The following is a 15540-nucleotide window of genomic DNA, read 5'->3' on the forward strand; positions in this document are numbered from 1 at the left end:
TAGCGAACGTTTGAAACGGGGATGCCCACTCGTTCAGCTAATTCCCTTGGTGTCTCGAGAATTTTTTGCAATTTCAACTCCTCAATGACTGCACACATATCGAGGCAAAATTTTCGTTTTGCGTTCAGATCGAAACAAAACTACGATAATGCTACCTAAAACGAACTAAATGCCTCTATGAGCGGTTACATTGAATAGAGATAACCATAATCGTGGTCAATGCAACCACAAAAAGGTACATCATGACTGTTCCTGACCTAGGGGTGCGCCTTGCGGCTGTCCGAACCGAGGCGCGTCTGTCACAAGAAGAAATGGCGCAACGACTTAGCATCAGTCGAAGTGCATATCAGTACTATGAACGTGGCCAACGCGACCTAACCGCCACCCTACTTCTGAAGGTTTATGAAGAATTCGATGTCGATCCGCTCTGGATGCTCGAAGGGGACACTGCTGAAGGCAAAAGCCGCCGACATTCGGAAATGGCGCATGCCTATCGTAAACTTGGAATCGCAGTTGAGCACAGAATAATTAATCGCGGCCTTGTTGTAGCACCCGAAAAGAAATGGGACGCTATAGATTTTCTTTTCAAAGAAGCTCTGAGCCCCGAAACGATTGAGGGCCTTAACCAAGTGCCCGATATAGCCAGAATTGACACCATCTTAAGGTTAGTCGCTTGATGTTAGAGAACGAAGTTTTGCGAAAAGCCGAGCAATTGAGGCCGCGCAAAGTGGGCGTGTTGGGCAAGGTAGATAGCATCCTAGAAGAGACCCAACTTGATGCACCGTACCAACCTGGAAGCTCCAACGGAGTTAGGCCGACTAGAGGTTGCCCGAATGCCACGGAATGTGAGGCCTGCGGAGGGATTGAGTATCTTTCTAGAGAGTTTTGTCGTTGCGGCCATTATTTACGTGGCCAACTAGAAGACGAGTACTTGTCATGGGTGCGTAGGCTGGAGCATGAGGTTGAGGAAATATCTACGGATTATTTGCAGAAGCAGAAGAAGTTGAAAAAAGGTTTGATGCTTACAATTCTTCTTCTCACCCCTCCGATAGCCGTTCAAGTTACCAGCCCAGATCTGCTAGGGCTTTTCGCGTACCTTTGGATACTAGCCGGGCTTGTTGTTGTGTGTATTCTTGCGTTTATAGAAGCAAGACTTGCGCGCCCAACCAATGATGCTACTGAATTTCTGCAAAACTCCTCTCTCCAAGTCTATCTGGAACACAGAAATCTAATCTTGAACTCAAGTCCGGATGCTTCTGGATAGACTGGTTCCCTCAAAAGTATGATGGAAGCATGAGTTTTAGTTCTATCGATTTATTTGCAGACTGCTGCGGCCTTTCGCTCGGGCTTAGGATTTGCATTCCCTGGAACTTGTACTTCAACATTTGGTTGCAGCGCGTGTTTGCCCTGTTAGGATCATTGAAAATAAGAGATTTTTTCAGGCTAATATTCAGCGCCTCGACAGGCTCGTTGAGCCCTGACCTGCCATTGCTAAGCCATTTGAACTCTGCGCCTGCATACGTCCGGTAAGCGGACTTTGCGGCCGAAGAAATGACTTAAAATAAAGTGCTGAGCCTAAAAAGTTAACAAAATAGACTGTTCCTCCAAGCCGATGTTTTTCCTATCGTTGGTAAGAAATAGCGTGTCGGGAGGTCTAAATGAACAAGCTTGTCTCAGTAGCGGGCGCGGTTTGCTTTGCTTTCACTGGAGCTTGGGCCGACGAAGATACCCCGCCCAACATTCTTGTCATCATGGCAGATGACGTAGGTTGGGCGAGCGTCGGCGTTTACCACGGAGGTGTCAAAAGCATTGAGACGCCGAACTTGGATCGCCTGTCGTCTGAGGGTGCTCGTCTCACAGATTATTATGCCGAGCCAAGTTGTACCGCCGGTCGATCAGCCTTCATGACCGGACAGTTGCCTATTCGGACTGGTATGCACACGGTAGGGCTGCCGGGGGATCCAATAGGGTTAAATCCAGATGATCCGACGCTTCCAATGTTCTTGAAAAAGTTGGGGTACACGACGGGCCAGTTCGGTAAAAACCACTTGGGCGATCTCAACGAGTTCCTACCGACTACAAAAGGTTTCGACGAGTATTGGGGTTGGCTCTATCACCTGAATGCTATGGAATATACGTCTGATCCGGATTGGCCAGACGACCCAGAATTCAACGCGCAATTTGCGCCTCGCAACATCATTCATTCTTTTGCAACAGAAGAAGAAGACGAAACAGTCGACCCGCGTTTTGGAAAAGTCGGGAAGCAGCGCATCATAGATGACGGGCCTGCGCCTCCGGAGCGCCAAAAGACTTTGGATGACGAAGTGACATCTTACACGAAGGACTTCATTTCTCGTGCAGTAGAGTCGGACACTCCGTTTTTTGTCTGGATGGCTCCAGCCCGTGCACATGTTTGGACCCATCTTAGCCCAGAATACGAAGCTATGCTGGGCAATGGGCGTGGACTTCAGGATGTTGTCATGAAGGAGTTGGACAACAACGTTGGTAACGTTCTCAGCCACCTTGAGGATCTGGGAGTTGCCGATAATACCATAGTGATGTTCACCGCCGACAATGGCCCGGAAACACTGACGTGGCCCGATGGAGGTACGACACCGTTTCATGGGGAAAAGGGTACTACCTGGGAAGGTGGCTTTAGGGTTCCTGCGATTATTCGCTGGCCTGGCAAAATCCCTGAAGGACAGGTTTTGAACGGTATCTTCAGCGGCATGGATTGGATGCCAACACTTGTAGCCGCGGCGGGAGGCCCCACAGACCTAAGAGAAAAACTCTTAGAGGGTTATGAAGGGTACAAAGTACACCTCGATGGCTACAATCAACTATCTTACCTTACCGGTGAGGATGCAGAGAGCAATCGCCGCGAGCTGATTTATTATCAGGGTACGGATCTCCAAGCCGTACGCTACAACGATTGGAAAGCGCACTTTGTCGTTCAAAACCACGGCTGGTCAGGCCCGAAGGAAGAGTTGGTCGCCCCGCTGCTTTTCAACCTTCGCCGCGATCCTTACGAGAAAGCTGCGGAGGAAAGCGGGATGTACGTCCGCTGGATGGGCGAGAAAATGTGGGCATTCGGTCCAGCCGCCCGGCTAGTGCAGGCGCATCTCGCTACCTTCGAGGAGTTCCCTCCGCGGGGGAAGCCGGTAGCCAATCAAGACCATGTTGAAGAACAGACATCAACCGAAGGCGGCATCTCTCAGTAGAAAAAGCGAGGCTTGCAATACGCCCTTCTCACCGCAGCGTGGGCATCCGGTTCGGATCTTCGGATGCCCCAAAAAGCCGATTAGGAATTTCGCAACAAAGCGACACCTCTACGAGAAGGAGTCCTCCATGAGTGCCAGATTAGTCCTTCTGCTTGCTGCCGTCGGCCTCGTGCCAATTGCGTTATCATATGGCCTGATGCCGGGTAGTTCGATCCCAGTTTTGCTGGGATTTCCGGTGGAAGGCACGAACCAAACCCACGTGTTCCGAGCGATTATGGGTCTTTACATGGCAAACGCGCTGTTTTGGTTGGCGGCTGCTTCGAAACCAGAGTTACAACGCCCCGCGCTGTGGGTTCTATTTTTGTTTATGTCAGGACTGGCCGTTGGGCGCATACTAAGCATCCTTATCGATGGAGTTCCGAACGGGGTACTTCTCTTTTATCTTGCAGCCGAGATAGCTTTTGCAACTCTGGCGGCGGTTTCTCTGAAAAAAGTACGAGGAAACAGGAAGTGGTAAAATGGTGAGGTCTGGCTTTGTTTTCTCGATGATCGCAACTTTATCAGTTTCGGCATCCGCTTTTGCACAATCTTCATCTGTCCAGACCACTGTGGACGAAAACTTCTTAGAGCTTGAGACTGCCGTTTCCGAAGCGGGAGCTGCTCCAATTGCATCGATAGATCACGCGCGCCTGGCCAAGGCCGAAGGCGTCGAAATGCCAGCATCTCGTGTACTCGTTTTCTCTGATCCAGAGGTAAACACACCTATACTGGAGGAGAACATACGTGCAGGTCTGGACCTTCCTTTTCGCGTTCTCTCATTCGATCAGGATGATCGCCCGCAGATCGCCTATACAGACTCTCAGTTTCTCAAAGTGCGGCATGGTCTGAATGACACCCAAGCGTTAAATACATTTGAGAGCAAGCTGCTCGAAGTCCTGAACGACTTGGATGCAGCACCAGGGCCGACTAACGGATTGTTTGCCGACTATGGGGTTATCGAACTGCGATCTCAGCTCAGCGTACCAAAGGCAGTGGAACGTCTCAGTAAAGCAGTGATGGAGCAGGACGATACTGTGTGGTTTGGGAAAATCGATTTTGCGACCGAAGCGTCCCAACTGGGGGTGGACCTGCCGGAGGCGGTACTTTTACTGTTCGGCGGACCAGCGCCCGGTGGTGTGGCTATGGCGGACTTTCCGGCAATTGGTTTGGATGCCTTTTGCCAAAAACTATTGGTTTACGCGAATGAAGAAGGCGGCTCCGTAGTCATTTTCAATGACATCGCTGCCTTGGCAGAGTTGCACTACGGTTCTTCAGCCGAAGCTCATCACGGTTTGAACAAACGGCTGACGGATACATTTCGGACGGCAATTGAGTAGCCGCTGCTTAGAAAACGCAATAGAAACCCAATAGCGATTGGCTGTCTTTTCGTCGTCAGCCTTGGGCTCTCTGCCGCCGTTGGGGCAAACGCAGCATCCCACCGGATGCCGCCTTAGCATCCCTCATAAACGGCCCTGAGCCGACCTTGAACCTGGGTCCACGTTTCTGCGTTTGCAGTCCGCATTCCGGTAATTCGCTGCACGCGCAAAAGATACCACTGCTGCTGCTCCAAAGGCGCGGGATAGAATGGTCTTTTCTTTCATTGACCAAAGAGCTTCAGCCTGCATTGCTGTCCATCCTTTCGGGCTTCACCGCCACGCTCCAATGCGTCAGACGCCCGGCGATGGTCTCGGTAAGCGTATCGGGCGGACGATACCCGACCCGGCAAAACGCCTCTTCAACTTGCTGAATATTCGGGAAACGGTAGACGGTGTCGGGGAAGCCGTTCACAGCCCGCTTGTCGGCCGTTGACCGATAGCAAAGTACGAAGGTACCGCCGGGCCGAAGGACGCGAAACGCCTCGGCGATGTGGGCCGACGGGTCCGACCAGAAATAGATCGTGTGCACCGATAGCGCTTTGTCGAAGCGATTGTCCGAAAAAGGCAGTTCTGACGTGTCCGCGCAGTGAAACGTCATGCGGGTGTCCCAGACAGCGTCGCGGTTTCTGGCGCGGGCACGCCTCAGCATCACCCCGGAGAAATCCACACCTGCGCTGTCCGAAAGGCGCACCATTGCATTAGCCGAGAACAGGGTTTCGCCGTGGCCGCAGCCGATGTCGATCAGGCGGTCGCCGTCTGCGAGGTTGAGCAGCTGCAAGGCGCGTTCGTTTTCTGGGCGTGTTTCTCGCGCCATGACGCGCGCAACGAGTACGCCCAGCAGTCCTGTTGGTCGGCGGCTCTGACGGGCGATGAATTCTGGGTTTGTCATCTCTGTCACTCCTTTGGCGATGTCACTCGGAGGTTTCGGAAATGCGCTGCGGCGCACGGATGCGCGGCGATGGGATGGGACAGGCGACCTTTCGAAAAGCATCGTGATAGTCCGGATGTTCTGTCCCCATCAGCCGGTCCCACCACGTGAAGTAGAGGCCGAGATTGTAGCCAGCATGGCCATGATGCAGATCGTGATGGGTGACGGTTGTCATCCAGTCGAACAGCGGTCGGCCGTTCCGGTTGGCCGGGAAAAGCTCGTACCCCGAATGTCCGATCGCGTTCCGCAGCATCATATGCGTAACAAAGATCAGGATGGCCACAGGATGGGCCGGCAGAACAAGCAGGATCAACGGCAGATATATCGCGTTCGCGGCCGCTTCACCCAGGTCAAAGCTGTAAGAGGTGAAAGGCGTCGGGTTATGCGAGCGGTGGTGCAGCCGATGAAACCGCCGGTAGAGCGGCGGATAATGCAACAGCCGGTGTGACCAGTAGAACCATGCATCATGAGCCACAATCAGGACCGCCGTGCTGAACACCAGATAGGGCCACCCAATGGTCTGGATCTCAGTATAGATAGGCACGACTCCCGCCTCGGCCCCCAGAACGATCAGCGTGCCGTTGAGGGCAAAGACCAGTACCGTCCGCAGGCTCGCGAGGATTTCACGAACGATTTGCGCACCCGGCGGTGAGTCGGCCCGGATTTTGCGCGACCGAAGGCGCGCGGCCAGCGTCATGTTCACGATCAGATAGACGCCGCCAGCGCCAATCGCATATCGCAGGAAGTCCGTGGCGAGCACGCCCGAGAATATCCCAGCGAGGTAGCTGTAAATGCATTGATCTTCCATGATGGTCTCCAGTCTGAAATGCTGACCGAGAGTTTCGGGCCCATCGGAGGTTTGCGCTTGCCATCTTTGGAAACCGGTTGGTTATTTCCGAAATCGGCGAGATTTCTTCGGAATCGGCGCGTCGAAGCCGGTTGACCGCCTCACCGGTCTGGGTTTCGCTCGTCCCATGCAGGACCTGGCAGTAACATTGGACCTTTTGTTGAGGGGCGGCGCGGTGACGTCGCTGGTGATTTGCGCGCTGATCTTTCTGGCCAATCGCACTGCCTGGCCCAGAGGCTTGTCGGTGCCCGCACTCTGTCTTGGACTTGGCGCTTACTTGCTTGTGTCGTCGCCGAACCTTGGAATCTCCGAAACCTGGGTGCGAAACGTACTTGTCATGATCGCCGGAGTGGTGCCGGTTCTAACGATCTGGGCCGGAGCGGAGATATTCTTGGACCGCCCGGTTTATCGCCCCTGGCATGGCGTGGTGGCCATCATTGTCGCTGGCGCGGCCTGGCTTGCGCCGGTTCTGCCGGCTTTGTCTGTCCTTCGAGGCATCCTTGTCGTCTTGCTCTATGCGGGATTGCTCTACATCGCGCTTTCTACCGGCGTCGGCGATCTGGTCGAGACCCGCCGCCGGTTTCGAAGGTGGTTCGTTGCGTTCATGGCCCTTGCTGGCCTCGGTATCTCGGTGGTCGAATTGTTTAAGCTCGATGCGGATCTGCCACAAGTGATGTATCCGCTCCATGCGTCGGGATTTCTGGTGCTTACGGGCCTGTTCTTGTGTTGGGCGACCCGGATCGCCCCCGATCTTTGGCCCCCTCGCCAAGAACCCAACCCGGGCACCGCCGCGCCCCTTTCGAACGCCGATACTGCGGTTCTGCAAAGGGTTCATGCGGCGATGGCGCAAGGTATCTGGCGGAAGGAAGGTCTGACGGTTTCGGCGCTCGCGGCGGCGGTGGATGCCCCGGAACACCGGGTCAGGCGTGCCATCAACCGCGGGCTCGGGTATCGCAACTTCGCGCAGTTCGTCAATGTGCACCGGATCGAAGCAGCCTGTGTGATCTTGTCCGATCCCGCACAAGCAGACACACCGGTTCTGTCAATCGCCTACGACGTCGGTTTCGCGTCCGTCGGGCCGTTCAATCGCGCGTTTCGCGAGAAACACCAACAATCCCCGACTGAGTATCGCAACCTGCATGGTGCAATAGTCGCCGAGAAATTGTAACATCTCAGCGGCGACCAGTAGTCGAGAAAGTCAGTTTCCATGTCCGACTCAATGCTCGCAGCAGAGCCAGCCATCCGCCTCGTCGCTTTTCTGGGCGTTCTGGCTGCGATGGCGCTGTGGGAAGTTGCAGCACCCCGGCGCAGACGGGATATTCCGCGCGTTCTGCGATGGACAAATAATCTGGCGCTCGTGGTGCTTGACACGGCCATCCTGCGGCTGACCTTTCCGATCCTCGCGGTTGGCCTTGCGGTGATGGCCGAAGAGCGCGGATGGGGGCTTTTCAACAACGTGGATGCGCCAGTTTGGGTCGCCATCGTGGTCTCGATGCTTCTTCTCGACCTTGCGATTTACCTTCAGCACGTGATGTTCCACGCGGTACCGGGGCTCTGGCTGCTGCACCGGATGCATCACGCCGATCTCGATTTCGACGCCACCACGGGCTTGCGGTTTCACCCGGTGGAAATCCTCATCTCGATGGGGATCAAGCTTGCGGTCGTTGCAGCCGTAGGGCCGCCTGCTGTCGCCGTGCTGCTGTTCGAGGTCATCCTCAACGCGACGGCGCTTTTCAATCACGCCAACGTTGATCTTCCGCGCCCGGTGGATCGTATGCTCAGATGGATCGTCGTGACCCCGGATATGCACCGCGTGCACCATTCCGTCGATCCGCGTGAGACCAACTCGAATTTCGGCTTCAATTTACCGTGGTGGGACCGGCTGTTGGGAACTTACGTCGCGCAACCTACGAAGGGGCACAAGGGTATGGAGATCGGTATCGAGCAGTTTCGCACACGCCGCGACCTTTGGCTCGACCGGATGCTCATTCAGCCCCTGCTCGGCCCGGCGAGCGGAGGTGCGCTCGACGCCCGAAGCCATCGGAAGCGATCATCATCCGCCTCATCCGAGCAAACCAAGCCAAGCACCGAATAGTAGACTGAAAGTCTTGAACCAATGACCTTTTTCGGCGCAATATCGTCGTCAGTCAGTGTGCGGCATTCGTTAAAATGGGTTCCAACGGCCCAGAGCCGACATCCAGGGCACCGCTCGGATGCCGCATCGGCAGCCCGCATTGCCGCCATTCGCTGCAGCCGCAAAATTTGACCTGGTTCGAACTCTCGGATCGCGGACAAAGTGGACCTATCGAGTTCAAGGCGCGATCAATACTTCGCGCTCAAGTTCCATTGCAAAGCCAAGCGGCAATCCAGACACGCCTAGCCGACATTCGTCACAACCCGCCGCCGCATGCAGCGGTCGCCAAAGCGGCCATTAGCAACCAGATGCAGCATTTCTATCCAACCAATGCCTCGGCCGGTGCGAAACGCTCTTTGGCCACATGTAAACAAAGGCATTCCGGTGCAATCCATGCTACCTTCCCACGGATAGTATTCTGGTAGCGGGTATTTGAGATGGGACGAGTGCGGCGAGGTTTGAGTGAAGGGCAGGCGCAAGCTTTAGAGGCGGCCTTCAAGGCAGCCAAAACCTACCGCGAGGAACTGCCAAATGGGCCGGCCCGGCCTGTCTTGGGACTTGGTGAAGCTGCCAGCCGCTTTTTGGGCCCTCTTCCTGAAACGGGGGTGCCGGAAAGTGAGGTAATCGGGGACATCGTGCAACTTTCTGAAGGCGGTCTGCACAAAATGGCGGGGCCGACCTTCTTCGGCTATGTCCTCGGCGCGTCGCATCCCGTCGGTGTAGCCGCCGACATTCTGGTATCAGCCTGGGGGCAGAACGCGGGCTCATCTTTTGAAACGCCTGCAATAACCGGAATGGAGCGCGCTGTTTGCAACTGGGTAATAGAGTTGCTGTCACTGCCGCCCGAAAGCGGAGCCGGTCTTGTGACCGGCGGCACAGTGGCAAACATGGTTGGCGTCATGGCCGCACGCAATGCGCTGCTGGCTGCCCAGGGGTGGAATGTTGAAGCTGACGGGCTGTTTTCGGCACCCGAGATTCCCGTTTTGATCGGGCAGGATGCGCATTCCGCCCCATTCGCTGCCCTGCGTTATGCTGGCTTTGGCGCGGGCCGGACAAACATCGTCACGGCGGACGGCGAAGGGAGGATAAAGCCGGATGCGTTCCGGGCTGCCCTGGACAGCTGCAGCAGCCCGCCGCTTGTCATCCTGCAGGCAGGTCAAATAAACACCGGCGCCTTCGACCCGTTTGCCGAGCTCATCCCAATGGTGCGCGAGCGGAACGGCTGGGTTCATGTGGATGGTGCTTTCGGGCTCTGGCTCGCTGCTGTACCCGAACTGGCAAACCGGTTGGAGGGGGTTGCTGAAGCGGACAGTTGGGCGATAGACCTGCACAAGTGGCTTAATGCTCCATTCGATGCTGGCATGGTTATCGTGCGCGACCGGGCGCCGCTCGTTGCGTCAATGTCTGCCCGCGGCGCCTATCTCCCGGAAACAACAGAGCATTGGGAACCAAGTGATTCAACGCCGGAACTCTCCCGGCGTGCAAGAGGTGTCCCGAGCTATGCGATACTTCGGCACCTTGGCCGGACGGGAGTTTGCGAACTGGTAGCACGCCATTGCCGCCTGGCGGAGCGAATTGCCCGAACGGTTTCGAACGAGCCCGGCCTGACAGTTCTGAACCAGATCCACAGCAATCAGGTCGCAATCTGCTGCGGCGAGGGGCCGGATGGCAACGATCTGACCATGCGGGTCCTTCAGCGCGTTCAAGACAATGGAAAGGTATACCCTACCCACGGCGAATGGGCGGGTCGGAAGATCATTCGAGCCTCTGTAATCGGATACGATATGAGGGAAGAGGATGCTGATCTTCTGTCATCCGAGATCATTGAAGCTTATCGTCTTTGTGCTGCTGGCGTTTTCTGATTTGGCCAGAAATTTTATTGCTGCAGTCAGGCATTAATGAGCTTCAATGGGCTCGAATGGGCCATTCGGTGTCACTGCGAGCAACCCTTCGACCCGCCTGGCACCCCCTGCGCAGCCGGCCCATAGCAGCCGTTTTCAAGCTCCTTTTTTTGCCTGATCGGGAGCTTTTTCTCGAAGTTGGCAACACCTGCGAAGTTCAATGGCCGCCCCATGAATGAGGCGGCCGCTCTCGCATTACTTTCAATGAGGCAGAGAGCCTATCCGCGGCTCAGGATTTCCTCGCCGAGGATCTGCATGATTTTCTGTCCGGCCTCGCTGGCCCAATTGACCGAAAGTTCCGCAAGCAGCGCGCTGGTTGTGGTGAGCTCGACACCGCCTCGCTCCATTTTGCGGAACGCCATCTCATCCGTCAGCGCAGTGGGAGACCCGGAAGCATCAACCACTGCGGTCACGGCAAAGCCCTCTTCGGCGGCACTGATCGCAGGCGGGGCAAGACACACGTCAGTGGTTATGCCTGCCATGATGAAATGCCTGCGCCCGGTGTTGCGGCAGGCAGCGGCAAAGGCGCTGTCATCCCAGCAGTTCACCACGCCAGGGCGCTTGATCCGCGCGGCGAAGGCATCCGGGGCAATCTCTTCCAGCGCGGGCATCAGCGGCCCCTGCATGTTGTCTTCCATGCTGGAAGTCAGCACCAGCGGCATGCCAAGCGCCGCCGCCGTCCGCGCCAGGGCCCGTGTGTTGGCTTCGATCAGATCGCGGTCAACGGACTTTGCCCAGTTCATGGTGCCAACCTGATGGTCGATCAGAACAATGGCTGCGTTTTCGGGGGTCACTTTTTTGGAGGTCATGTTGATGTCCTTTCCTGGTTAAGAGATTTCGGATGCGGGCAGTTCGAAGATCAGGAGCTCAGCGCCGGCTGCAGCCTCAACCGCCACGTCCCCGGCACGGAGCAGTCCCAGCCCATCCCCTTTCCTGAGGGCGCGGCCGGCAGCAGTTGCCTCGCCTTCGATCATAAAGATGTAGAGGCTGCGGTCAGGGCTGGACGGGCTGAAGTTCAGCACGCTGCGGCGGTCGAAGTTGCCGTAGCTAAGGCGCACCTCCTGCTGCACGACAAGTGAGTCCTCGGCGCCGTCTGGCGACAGCACCAGCTGGAACCGGTTGCTGTGGTCCGAGGTTTCCAGCTCCTTGCTGGAATAAGTCGGCGCCAGGCCTCTGGCCCGCGGCTCGAACCAGATTTGCAGCGCACGCATTGGCTTCGTCCGCGAGTTGTTCACCTCGTTGTGCAGGATGCCTGTACCGGCGGTGATCACCTGAAGACCTTTCGACTTCACAGTACCGTTGTGAACGGGCACCACCGGATCGATATGCGAAACCTCTCCGCTCACCATGAAGGTGACGACTTCGACATCCCGGTGCGGATGCAGGCCAAAGCCTTGGGCGTCCGGTGCAAGCGTGCCGTCGTCAATTGTGATCAGCGGGCCGAACCGCCGGCGCCCTTCTGCAAGGTGCGGCTTGAACGACAGATGCGCCTGCATGAAGCCGAAGTCCTTGAACTCACGGGTCGCGGCGGGGTGATAGACCATCTCCGTCTGCATTTCTCATCTCCTGGCCTGTTCGCTGAGATAGAATTTAGGGATCTCTTTCGTTCTGGAAAATGATCTGTTTGTTAACTACTGTTCGGATTTATGAACGATAGATTCTATTCCTGCGCCAAGGCCCTGGTGGCCACTGTGCGCGCCGGGTCGATGAGCGCGGCAGCTGCGGAGCTGAACACCACGAAGTCGGCGATCAGCCAAAAGCTGGCGTTGTTTGAAGCCGAATTGGGGCTGGTCCTGCTGGACCGGTCTGGGCGGGCGGTGGCCCCGACCGCGGCTGGGCGCAGAATTTTCGAGATTTGCGCAGGCCCGGTGGATGTAGCGCTTGAGGCCGAGGCGCAGCTTGGCTTCGTCCGAAGCGGGAAGATTGCAGGACGGGTGTCAGTCTCAGGACCCAACAGTCTTCTTTGCACCGTGCTTGTCCCGCTTCTGGCAGGCCTTCGGTCCCGCTACCCGGCTATCGAACTTGAATTGCATGCCGATGATTCAAAATCGGATTTTGCGGCAGAGGACATAGATCTGTCCTTCAGAACCGGCCCTGCAGATAAAAGGCGGTTTATTTCGGCTGCCCTGCCGTCCGCGCAGCGCGCGCCTCTTGCCAGCCCGGCCTTTGCAGAATGGATGCCCCGTCTCTCTCGGCCTGCTGATTTGGCCAGGTTGCCCTGTGTATTGCGCACCCAAGAATCCGGCAAATGGGCGTTTCGAAATAAGGAAGGGCAACAGGAGATCATCGAGCCGACGATCGGCCTGCGCGTCAATTCGATGGAGCTTGCATTTGCAGCTGTCCTTGCCGGGCAAGGAGCAGCACTGCTCCCGTCCTTGCTGACAGAGGTGCATATTCAAGCTGGCAATCTCGTGCGCCTGATCCCTGACTGGTCTGCCGATCCAGTGGCACTGACTTTGCTTTGCCGTCCTGAACGTTTGGCTGCTCCCCAGGTTGCGGCGGTACGGCGCCATATCCTGGATGCATGCGGCAACAACGGCTTCCTGGGGACAGAGCTTCAATACGAGAAAGTCTAACAGCTTACCAAAGCTCGGTTTGGCACCGTGACGATTAGGCCTGCCTCCCTCCAAGTCAGCCGATAGGAACGGCCCATTCCGGACATTCACCGACTGGTCGACCTGCTGCGGCGCGGCCCGTCGAACCTGCCATTCGCTGCAAATGCAAAATCTCGACGTCTGCGAATTCACAGGATGCGGACAAAGTGTGAATTCGCTGCGTTTGCACCAAGGTCTGAAATATCGAGTAACCGGCCGCATATGCGCGGCTGGTCTTTCAGTTTTACCGATCTCTGAGGAGATTTTCAGGTCGGTTCCGTTTCTCCGGCGGGTTGGAATGTTCAGCCGGTCTCACCAAATCCTTTCGGTACTGGCAGATCAGGCAAGGTCGCCGCTCGTTTTTGCAGGGCCCGCCCGATAACTACACGGCTGATTTCGGTTGTCCCGTCCACAATCCGCAGCATTTGCGCGAGGCGGGACAAACGATCCAGACCATAAGGCTGCAGCAGACCCATGCCGCCCAACACTTGCGTACAGGTGTTCGCAGCCTTCACTGCGGCATCTGGCACAAACCGTTTGGCATGAGCGGCCATCAGAGGGCCTTCGGGCGTGCCAAGGGATTCTGCCGCCTTTCGATAAAGCAGCTTGGAGGCTTCAAGATCGGTTGCAACCTCGCCCAGCATCCACTGGATCCCGTCCAGATCGAGGTTCTTGCCACCAAACATCTTGCGGTTCTTGGAATAGGACAGCGCCGTATCCAATGCAGCTTGCATCAATCCACAGCATCCTGATGCAATCGAAACGCGGGCAATATCGATCGCCATGAGTGAGCCTTGCAGGCCCTGGCCAATGGGTAGGATGATATTGTCTTCGCTCACCACGACTTTGTCCATGTACATCTCGGCCAGAGGCAGGAAGTTGTAGGACGGGGTGTCGTAGAGCGGACCAAAGCTGAGGCCCGGAGTGTCGGCCGGGATGGCAATCATCGCCATATCCTTGTGGCCGGGCTCATTGCTGGTCTTGACCACCGTGAAATAGATATCAGCCTCGGTCGCCAGGCTGACCCATGCCTTCGCACCGCTGATCGTCCATGTGCCGTCGTCATTGATCACGGCTCGCGAATACATGTTTGTGGCATCCGATCCGGATTGCGGTTCGGTCAGTGCAAAGTTCGCCAGTTTGCGGCCCGAGGTCAGATCCCGTGCCCATTTTTCCTTGAAGGTATCTGTGCCATAACCGCAGCCCGCGAAGGTGCAGATGTTATGCATCGACAGGGCAAAAGCATAAGCGCCATCTCCGAGCCCCAGCTGTTCGTAGACCTGAATGCCCTCTGAAAGTGGCAAGCCCTGGCCGCCAAACTCTTCGGGGGCGTAGAGCCCGGTCAGGCCAGCGGCCCCGGCCTTGTCCGACGCATCACGGGGCCATATCTTCGTGGCGTTCCAAGCGTCCACATTGGGCAGGATGACCTGCTCGGCGTGGTCGCGTGCGGCCTGGAGTATGGTGGCGAGTTTGTCTGACATTGGTGGATCCTTTCAATGGCGATTGTTCTCAGATGACGCCACAACCCGGCAATCGTGGATGGCCAGACTGATGAGCTATGAAGGCGAAACTTCAGCTGAAAATGCTTCTATGCGGCAAGATTTAGCGAGCCAGCCCGTTAAGCTCTATCTCGTGTGCTGACAGATAATTGTCCAAAAGTGACAAATGGCCGCTTATGTATGTGATTTGCGATATGCGCTGGGTGTACTGCCGGTCCAGCGTTGAAAGGCCCTGTGGAAATTGGCAGCCGAGGAAAAGCCGACATCATGTGCGATGGCCTCAACGCTTTTGCGTCCCGCTTGTAGATCGCGGATCGCGATGTCGCGCCGCAGGGCATCCTTGATCGCCTGAAACGACGTCCCATCCGACTGCAACCTGCGGATCAGGGTGCGCGGGGTCATGTGCATTGCGGATGCTGTCTGGGTCAGGGTTGCCGCGTCCCATCCCGTTTGGCCCAGATACGTGCGCACCCGCAGCGATTGGGTGTGTTCGCGGGAAGAGGTAAAAATCCAGTCTCGCGGCGCGTTTTGCAAAAACCGGTCAAGATCAGCTGTACTTCGAGTCTGCACTGGACCCAGTGCATTCGGGTCAAACGCGATGGCGGTGGCGGGTTGGCCAAACCGTAGCGGTGCGGGAAAGATGATCGCGTAATCCTGATCAAAGTCCGGGCGGTCAAATGCGAAATCGACGCCCCTGACCGGAACCTCGTGCCCGGCCAACCAAGACAAAAGCCCGTGGGCAAGTTTGAGGATCAGCATATGTCCAAACCGCTGAAGCGGCACGTCACCTTGTGGTTTCAGGGTAAGCACCAACGCGTTGTCGGCGTCCTCCAGATCAAACTGATAATCATCCAGCAGCAAGTTCCAGAACGTTGAAAACCGGTAGAGCGCCGATGCAAGAGACGTGGCTTCCCTGACAGTGGTCAGAAGATGTTGTAGGGCCCTCGGCCGGACGGGTCTGCTCCAAAGCCCCATCATCTCATCACCGGTCTCAACTGCGG

Annotated in this window: 14 protein-coding genes; 8 read left to right on the forward strand and 6 right to left on the reverse strand. The window is 56.4% G+C overall.

Annotated elements, in window-relative coordinates; all coding sequences use genetic code 11:
* Window positions 1-242 precede the first annotated feature (242 nt).
* The 4 genes from I9182_RS19875 to I9182_RS19890 all read left to right on the forward strand — a co-directional run bounded on the left by I9182_RS19875 (window position 243) and on the right by I9182_RS19890 (window position 4597).
* On the forward strand, window positions 243-677 hold the full coding sequence (locus I9182_RS19875) for a helix-turn-helix transcriptional regulator (RefSeq protein ID WP_131726293.1): 435 nt from the start codon (window positions 243-245) through the stop codon (window positions 675-677).
* 981 nt (window positions 678-1658) lie between these two features.
* Window positions 1659-3221: an arylsulfatase gene (locus I9182_RS19880; protein ID WP_170367333.1), complete on the forward strand. Its 1563-nt coding sequence runs from the start codon at window positions 1659-1661 to the stop codon at window positions 3219-3221.
* A 127-nt stretch (window positions 3222-3348) separates the two neighbouring features.
* Window positions 3349-3738: a DUF4345 domain-containing protein gene (locus I9182_RS19885; protein ID WP_170367332.1), complete on the forward strand. Its 390-nt coding sequence runs from the start codon at window positions 3349-3351 to the stop codon at window positions 3736-3738.
* Window position 3739: 1 nt separating this feature from the next.
* A complete protein-coding gene (locus I9182_RS19890) occupies window positions 3740-4597 on the forward strand; it encodes a DUF302 domain-containing protein (protein ID WP_170367331.1) in 858 nt (285 codons plus the stop codon).
* 277 nt (window positions 4598-4874) lie between these two features.
* On the opposite strand, the gene I9182_RS19895 is transcribed toward I9182_RS19890, so the two are convergent.
* Complete coding sequence (locus tag I9182_RS19895) at window positions 4875-5525, reverse strand: class I SAM-dependent methyltransferase (protein WP_170367330.1); 651 nt, start codon at window positions 5523-5525, stop codon at window positions 4875-4877.
* 22 nt (window positions 5526-5547) lie between these two features.
* Complete coding sequence (locus I9182_RS19900; protein ID WP_170367329.1) at window positions 5548-6372, reverse strand: sterol desaturase family protein; 825 nt, start codon at window positions 6370-6372, stop codon at window positions 5548-5550.
* A gap of 166 nt (window positions 6373-6538) precedes the next feature.
* Between I9182_RS19900 and I9182_RS19905 the strand changes: the two genes are divergently transcribed.
* The 3 genes from I9182_RS19905 to I9182_RS19915 all read left to right on the forward strand — a co-directional run bounded on the left by I9182_RS19905 (window position 6539) and on the right by I9182_RS19915 (window position 10407).
* A complete protein-coding gene (locus tag I9182_RS19905) occupies window positions 6539-7579 on the forward strand; it encodes an AraC family transcriptional regulator (protein WP_170367328.1) in 1041 nt (346 codons plus the stop codon).
* 39 nt (window positions 7580-7618) lie between these two features.
* Window positions 7619-8506 (forward strand): sterol desaturase family protein, encoded by an 888-nt coding sequence (locus I9182_RS19910; protein ID WP_170367327.1) that lies wholly within the window; start codon window positions 7619-7621, stop codon window positions 8504-8506.
* 476 nt (window positions 8507-8982) lie between these two features.
* On the forward strand, window positions 8983-10407 hold the full coding sequence (locus tag I9182_RS19915) for an aminotransferase class V-fold PLP-dependent enzyme (protein ID WP_170668411.1): 1425 nt from the start codon (window positions 8983-8985) through the stop codon (window positions 10405-10407).
* A 257-nt stretch (window positions 10408-10664) separates the two neighbouring features.
* Here the strand turns inward: I9182_RS19915 and I9182_RS19920 are convergent, their stop codons facing one another.
* Window positions 10665-11255, reverse strand: a complete 591-nt coding sequence (locus tag I9182_RS19920; RefSeq protein ID WP_170367325.1) for an isochorismatase family protein — start codon at window positions 11253-11255, stop codon at window positions 10665-10667.
* 18 nt (window positions 11256-11273) lie between these two features.
* Window positions 11274-12002, reverse strand: coding sequence for a pirin family protein (locus I9182_RS19925; protein WP_170367324.1), 729 nt, complete (start codon window positions 12000-12002; stop codon window positions 11274-11276).
* 90 nt (window positions 12003-12092) lie between these two features.
* On the opposite strand from I9182_RS19925, the gene I9182_RS19930 reads away from it, so the two are divergent.
* Window positions 12093-13022, forward strand: coding sequence for a LysR family transcriptional regulator (locus tag I9182_RS19930; RefSeq protein ID WP_170367323.1), 930 nt, complete (start codon window positions 12093-12095; stop codon window positions 13020-13022).
* A gap of 320 nt (window positions 13023-13342) precedes the next feature.
* Here the strand turns inward: I9182_RS19930 and I9182_RS19935 are convergent, their stop codons facing one another.
* Window positions 13343-14521 carry an acyl-CoA dehydrogenase family protein gene (locus tag I9182_RS19935; RefSeq protein WP_170367322.1) on the reverse strand — a complete coding sequence of 393 codons (1179 nt, stop codon included), beginning with the start codon at window positions 14519-14521 and terminating at the stop codon, window positions 13343-13345.
* Window positions 14522-14713: 192 nt separating this feature from the next.
* The coding region (locus I9182_RS19940) for an AraC family transcriptional regulator (protein WP_209599419.1) at window positions 14714-15540 on the reverse strand (827 nt) is incomplete at its 5' end.

Origin of the sequence: Ruegeria sp. HKCCSP351 (assembly GCF_017872535.1) — a bacterium.
Classification (GTDB): Bacteria; Pseudomonadota; Alphaproteobacteria; order Rhodobacterales; family Rhodobacteraceae; genus Ruegeria.

Excerpts from the sequence above, each read along its gene's own strand:
- I9182_RS19875 (WP_131726293.1), top strand. The coding sequence starts at position 243 with ATGACTGTTCCTGACCTAGGGGTGCGCCTTGCGGCTGTCCGAACCGAG.
- I9182_RS19880 (WP_170367333.1), top strand. The coding sequence starts at position 1,659 with ATGAACAAGCTTGTCTCAGTAGCGGGCGCGGTTTGCTTTGCTTTCACT.
- I9182_RS19885 (WP_170367332.1), top strand. The coding sequence starts at position 3,349 with ATGAGTGCCAGATTAGTCCTTCTGCTTGCTGCCGTCGGCCTCGTGCCA.
- I9182_RS19890 (WP_170367331.1), top strand. The coding sequence starts at position 3,740 with ATGGTGAGGTCTGGCTTTGTTTTCTCGATGATCGCAACTTTATCAGTT.
- I9182_RS19895 (WP_170367330.1), bottom strand. The coding sequence starts at position 5,525 with ATGACAAACCCAGAATTCATCGCCCGTCAGAGCCGCCGACCAACAGGA.
- I9182_RS19900 (WP_170367329.1), bottom strand. The coding sequence starts at position 6,372 with ATGGAAGATCAATGCATTTACAGCTACCTCGCTGGGATATTCTCGGGC.
- I9182_RS19905 (WP_170367328.1), top strand. The coding sequence starts at position 6,539 with ATGCAGGACCTGGCAGTAACATTGGACCTTTTGTTGAGGGGCGGCGCG.
- I9182_RS19910 (WP_170367327.1), top strand. The coding sequence starts at position 7,619 with ATGTCCGACTCAATGCTCGCAGCAGAGCCAGCCATCCGCCTCGTCGCT.
- I9182_RS19915 (WP_170668411.1), top strand. The coding sequence starts at position 8,983 with ATGGGACGAGTGCGGCGAGGTTTGAGTGAAGGGCAGGCGCAAGCTTTA.
- I9182_RS19920 (WP_170367325.1), bottom strand. The coding sequence starts at position 11,255 with ATGACCTCCAAAAAAGTGACCCCCGAAAACGCAGCCATTGTTCTGATC.
- I9182_RS19925 (WP_170367324.1), bottom strand. The coding sequence starts at position 12,002 with ATGCAGACGGAGATGGTCTATCACCCCGCCGCGACCCGTGAGTTCAAG.
- I9182_RS19930 (WP_170367323.1), top strand. The coding sequence starts at position 12,093 with ATGAACGATAGATTCTATTCCTGCGCCAAGGCCCTGGTGGCCACTGTG.
- I9182_RS19935 (WP_170367322.1), bottom strand. The coding sequence starts at position 14,521 with ATGTCAGACAAACTCGCCACCATACTCCAGGCCGCACGCGACCACGCC.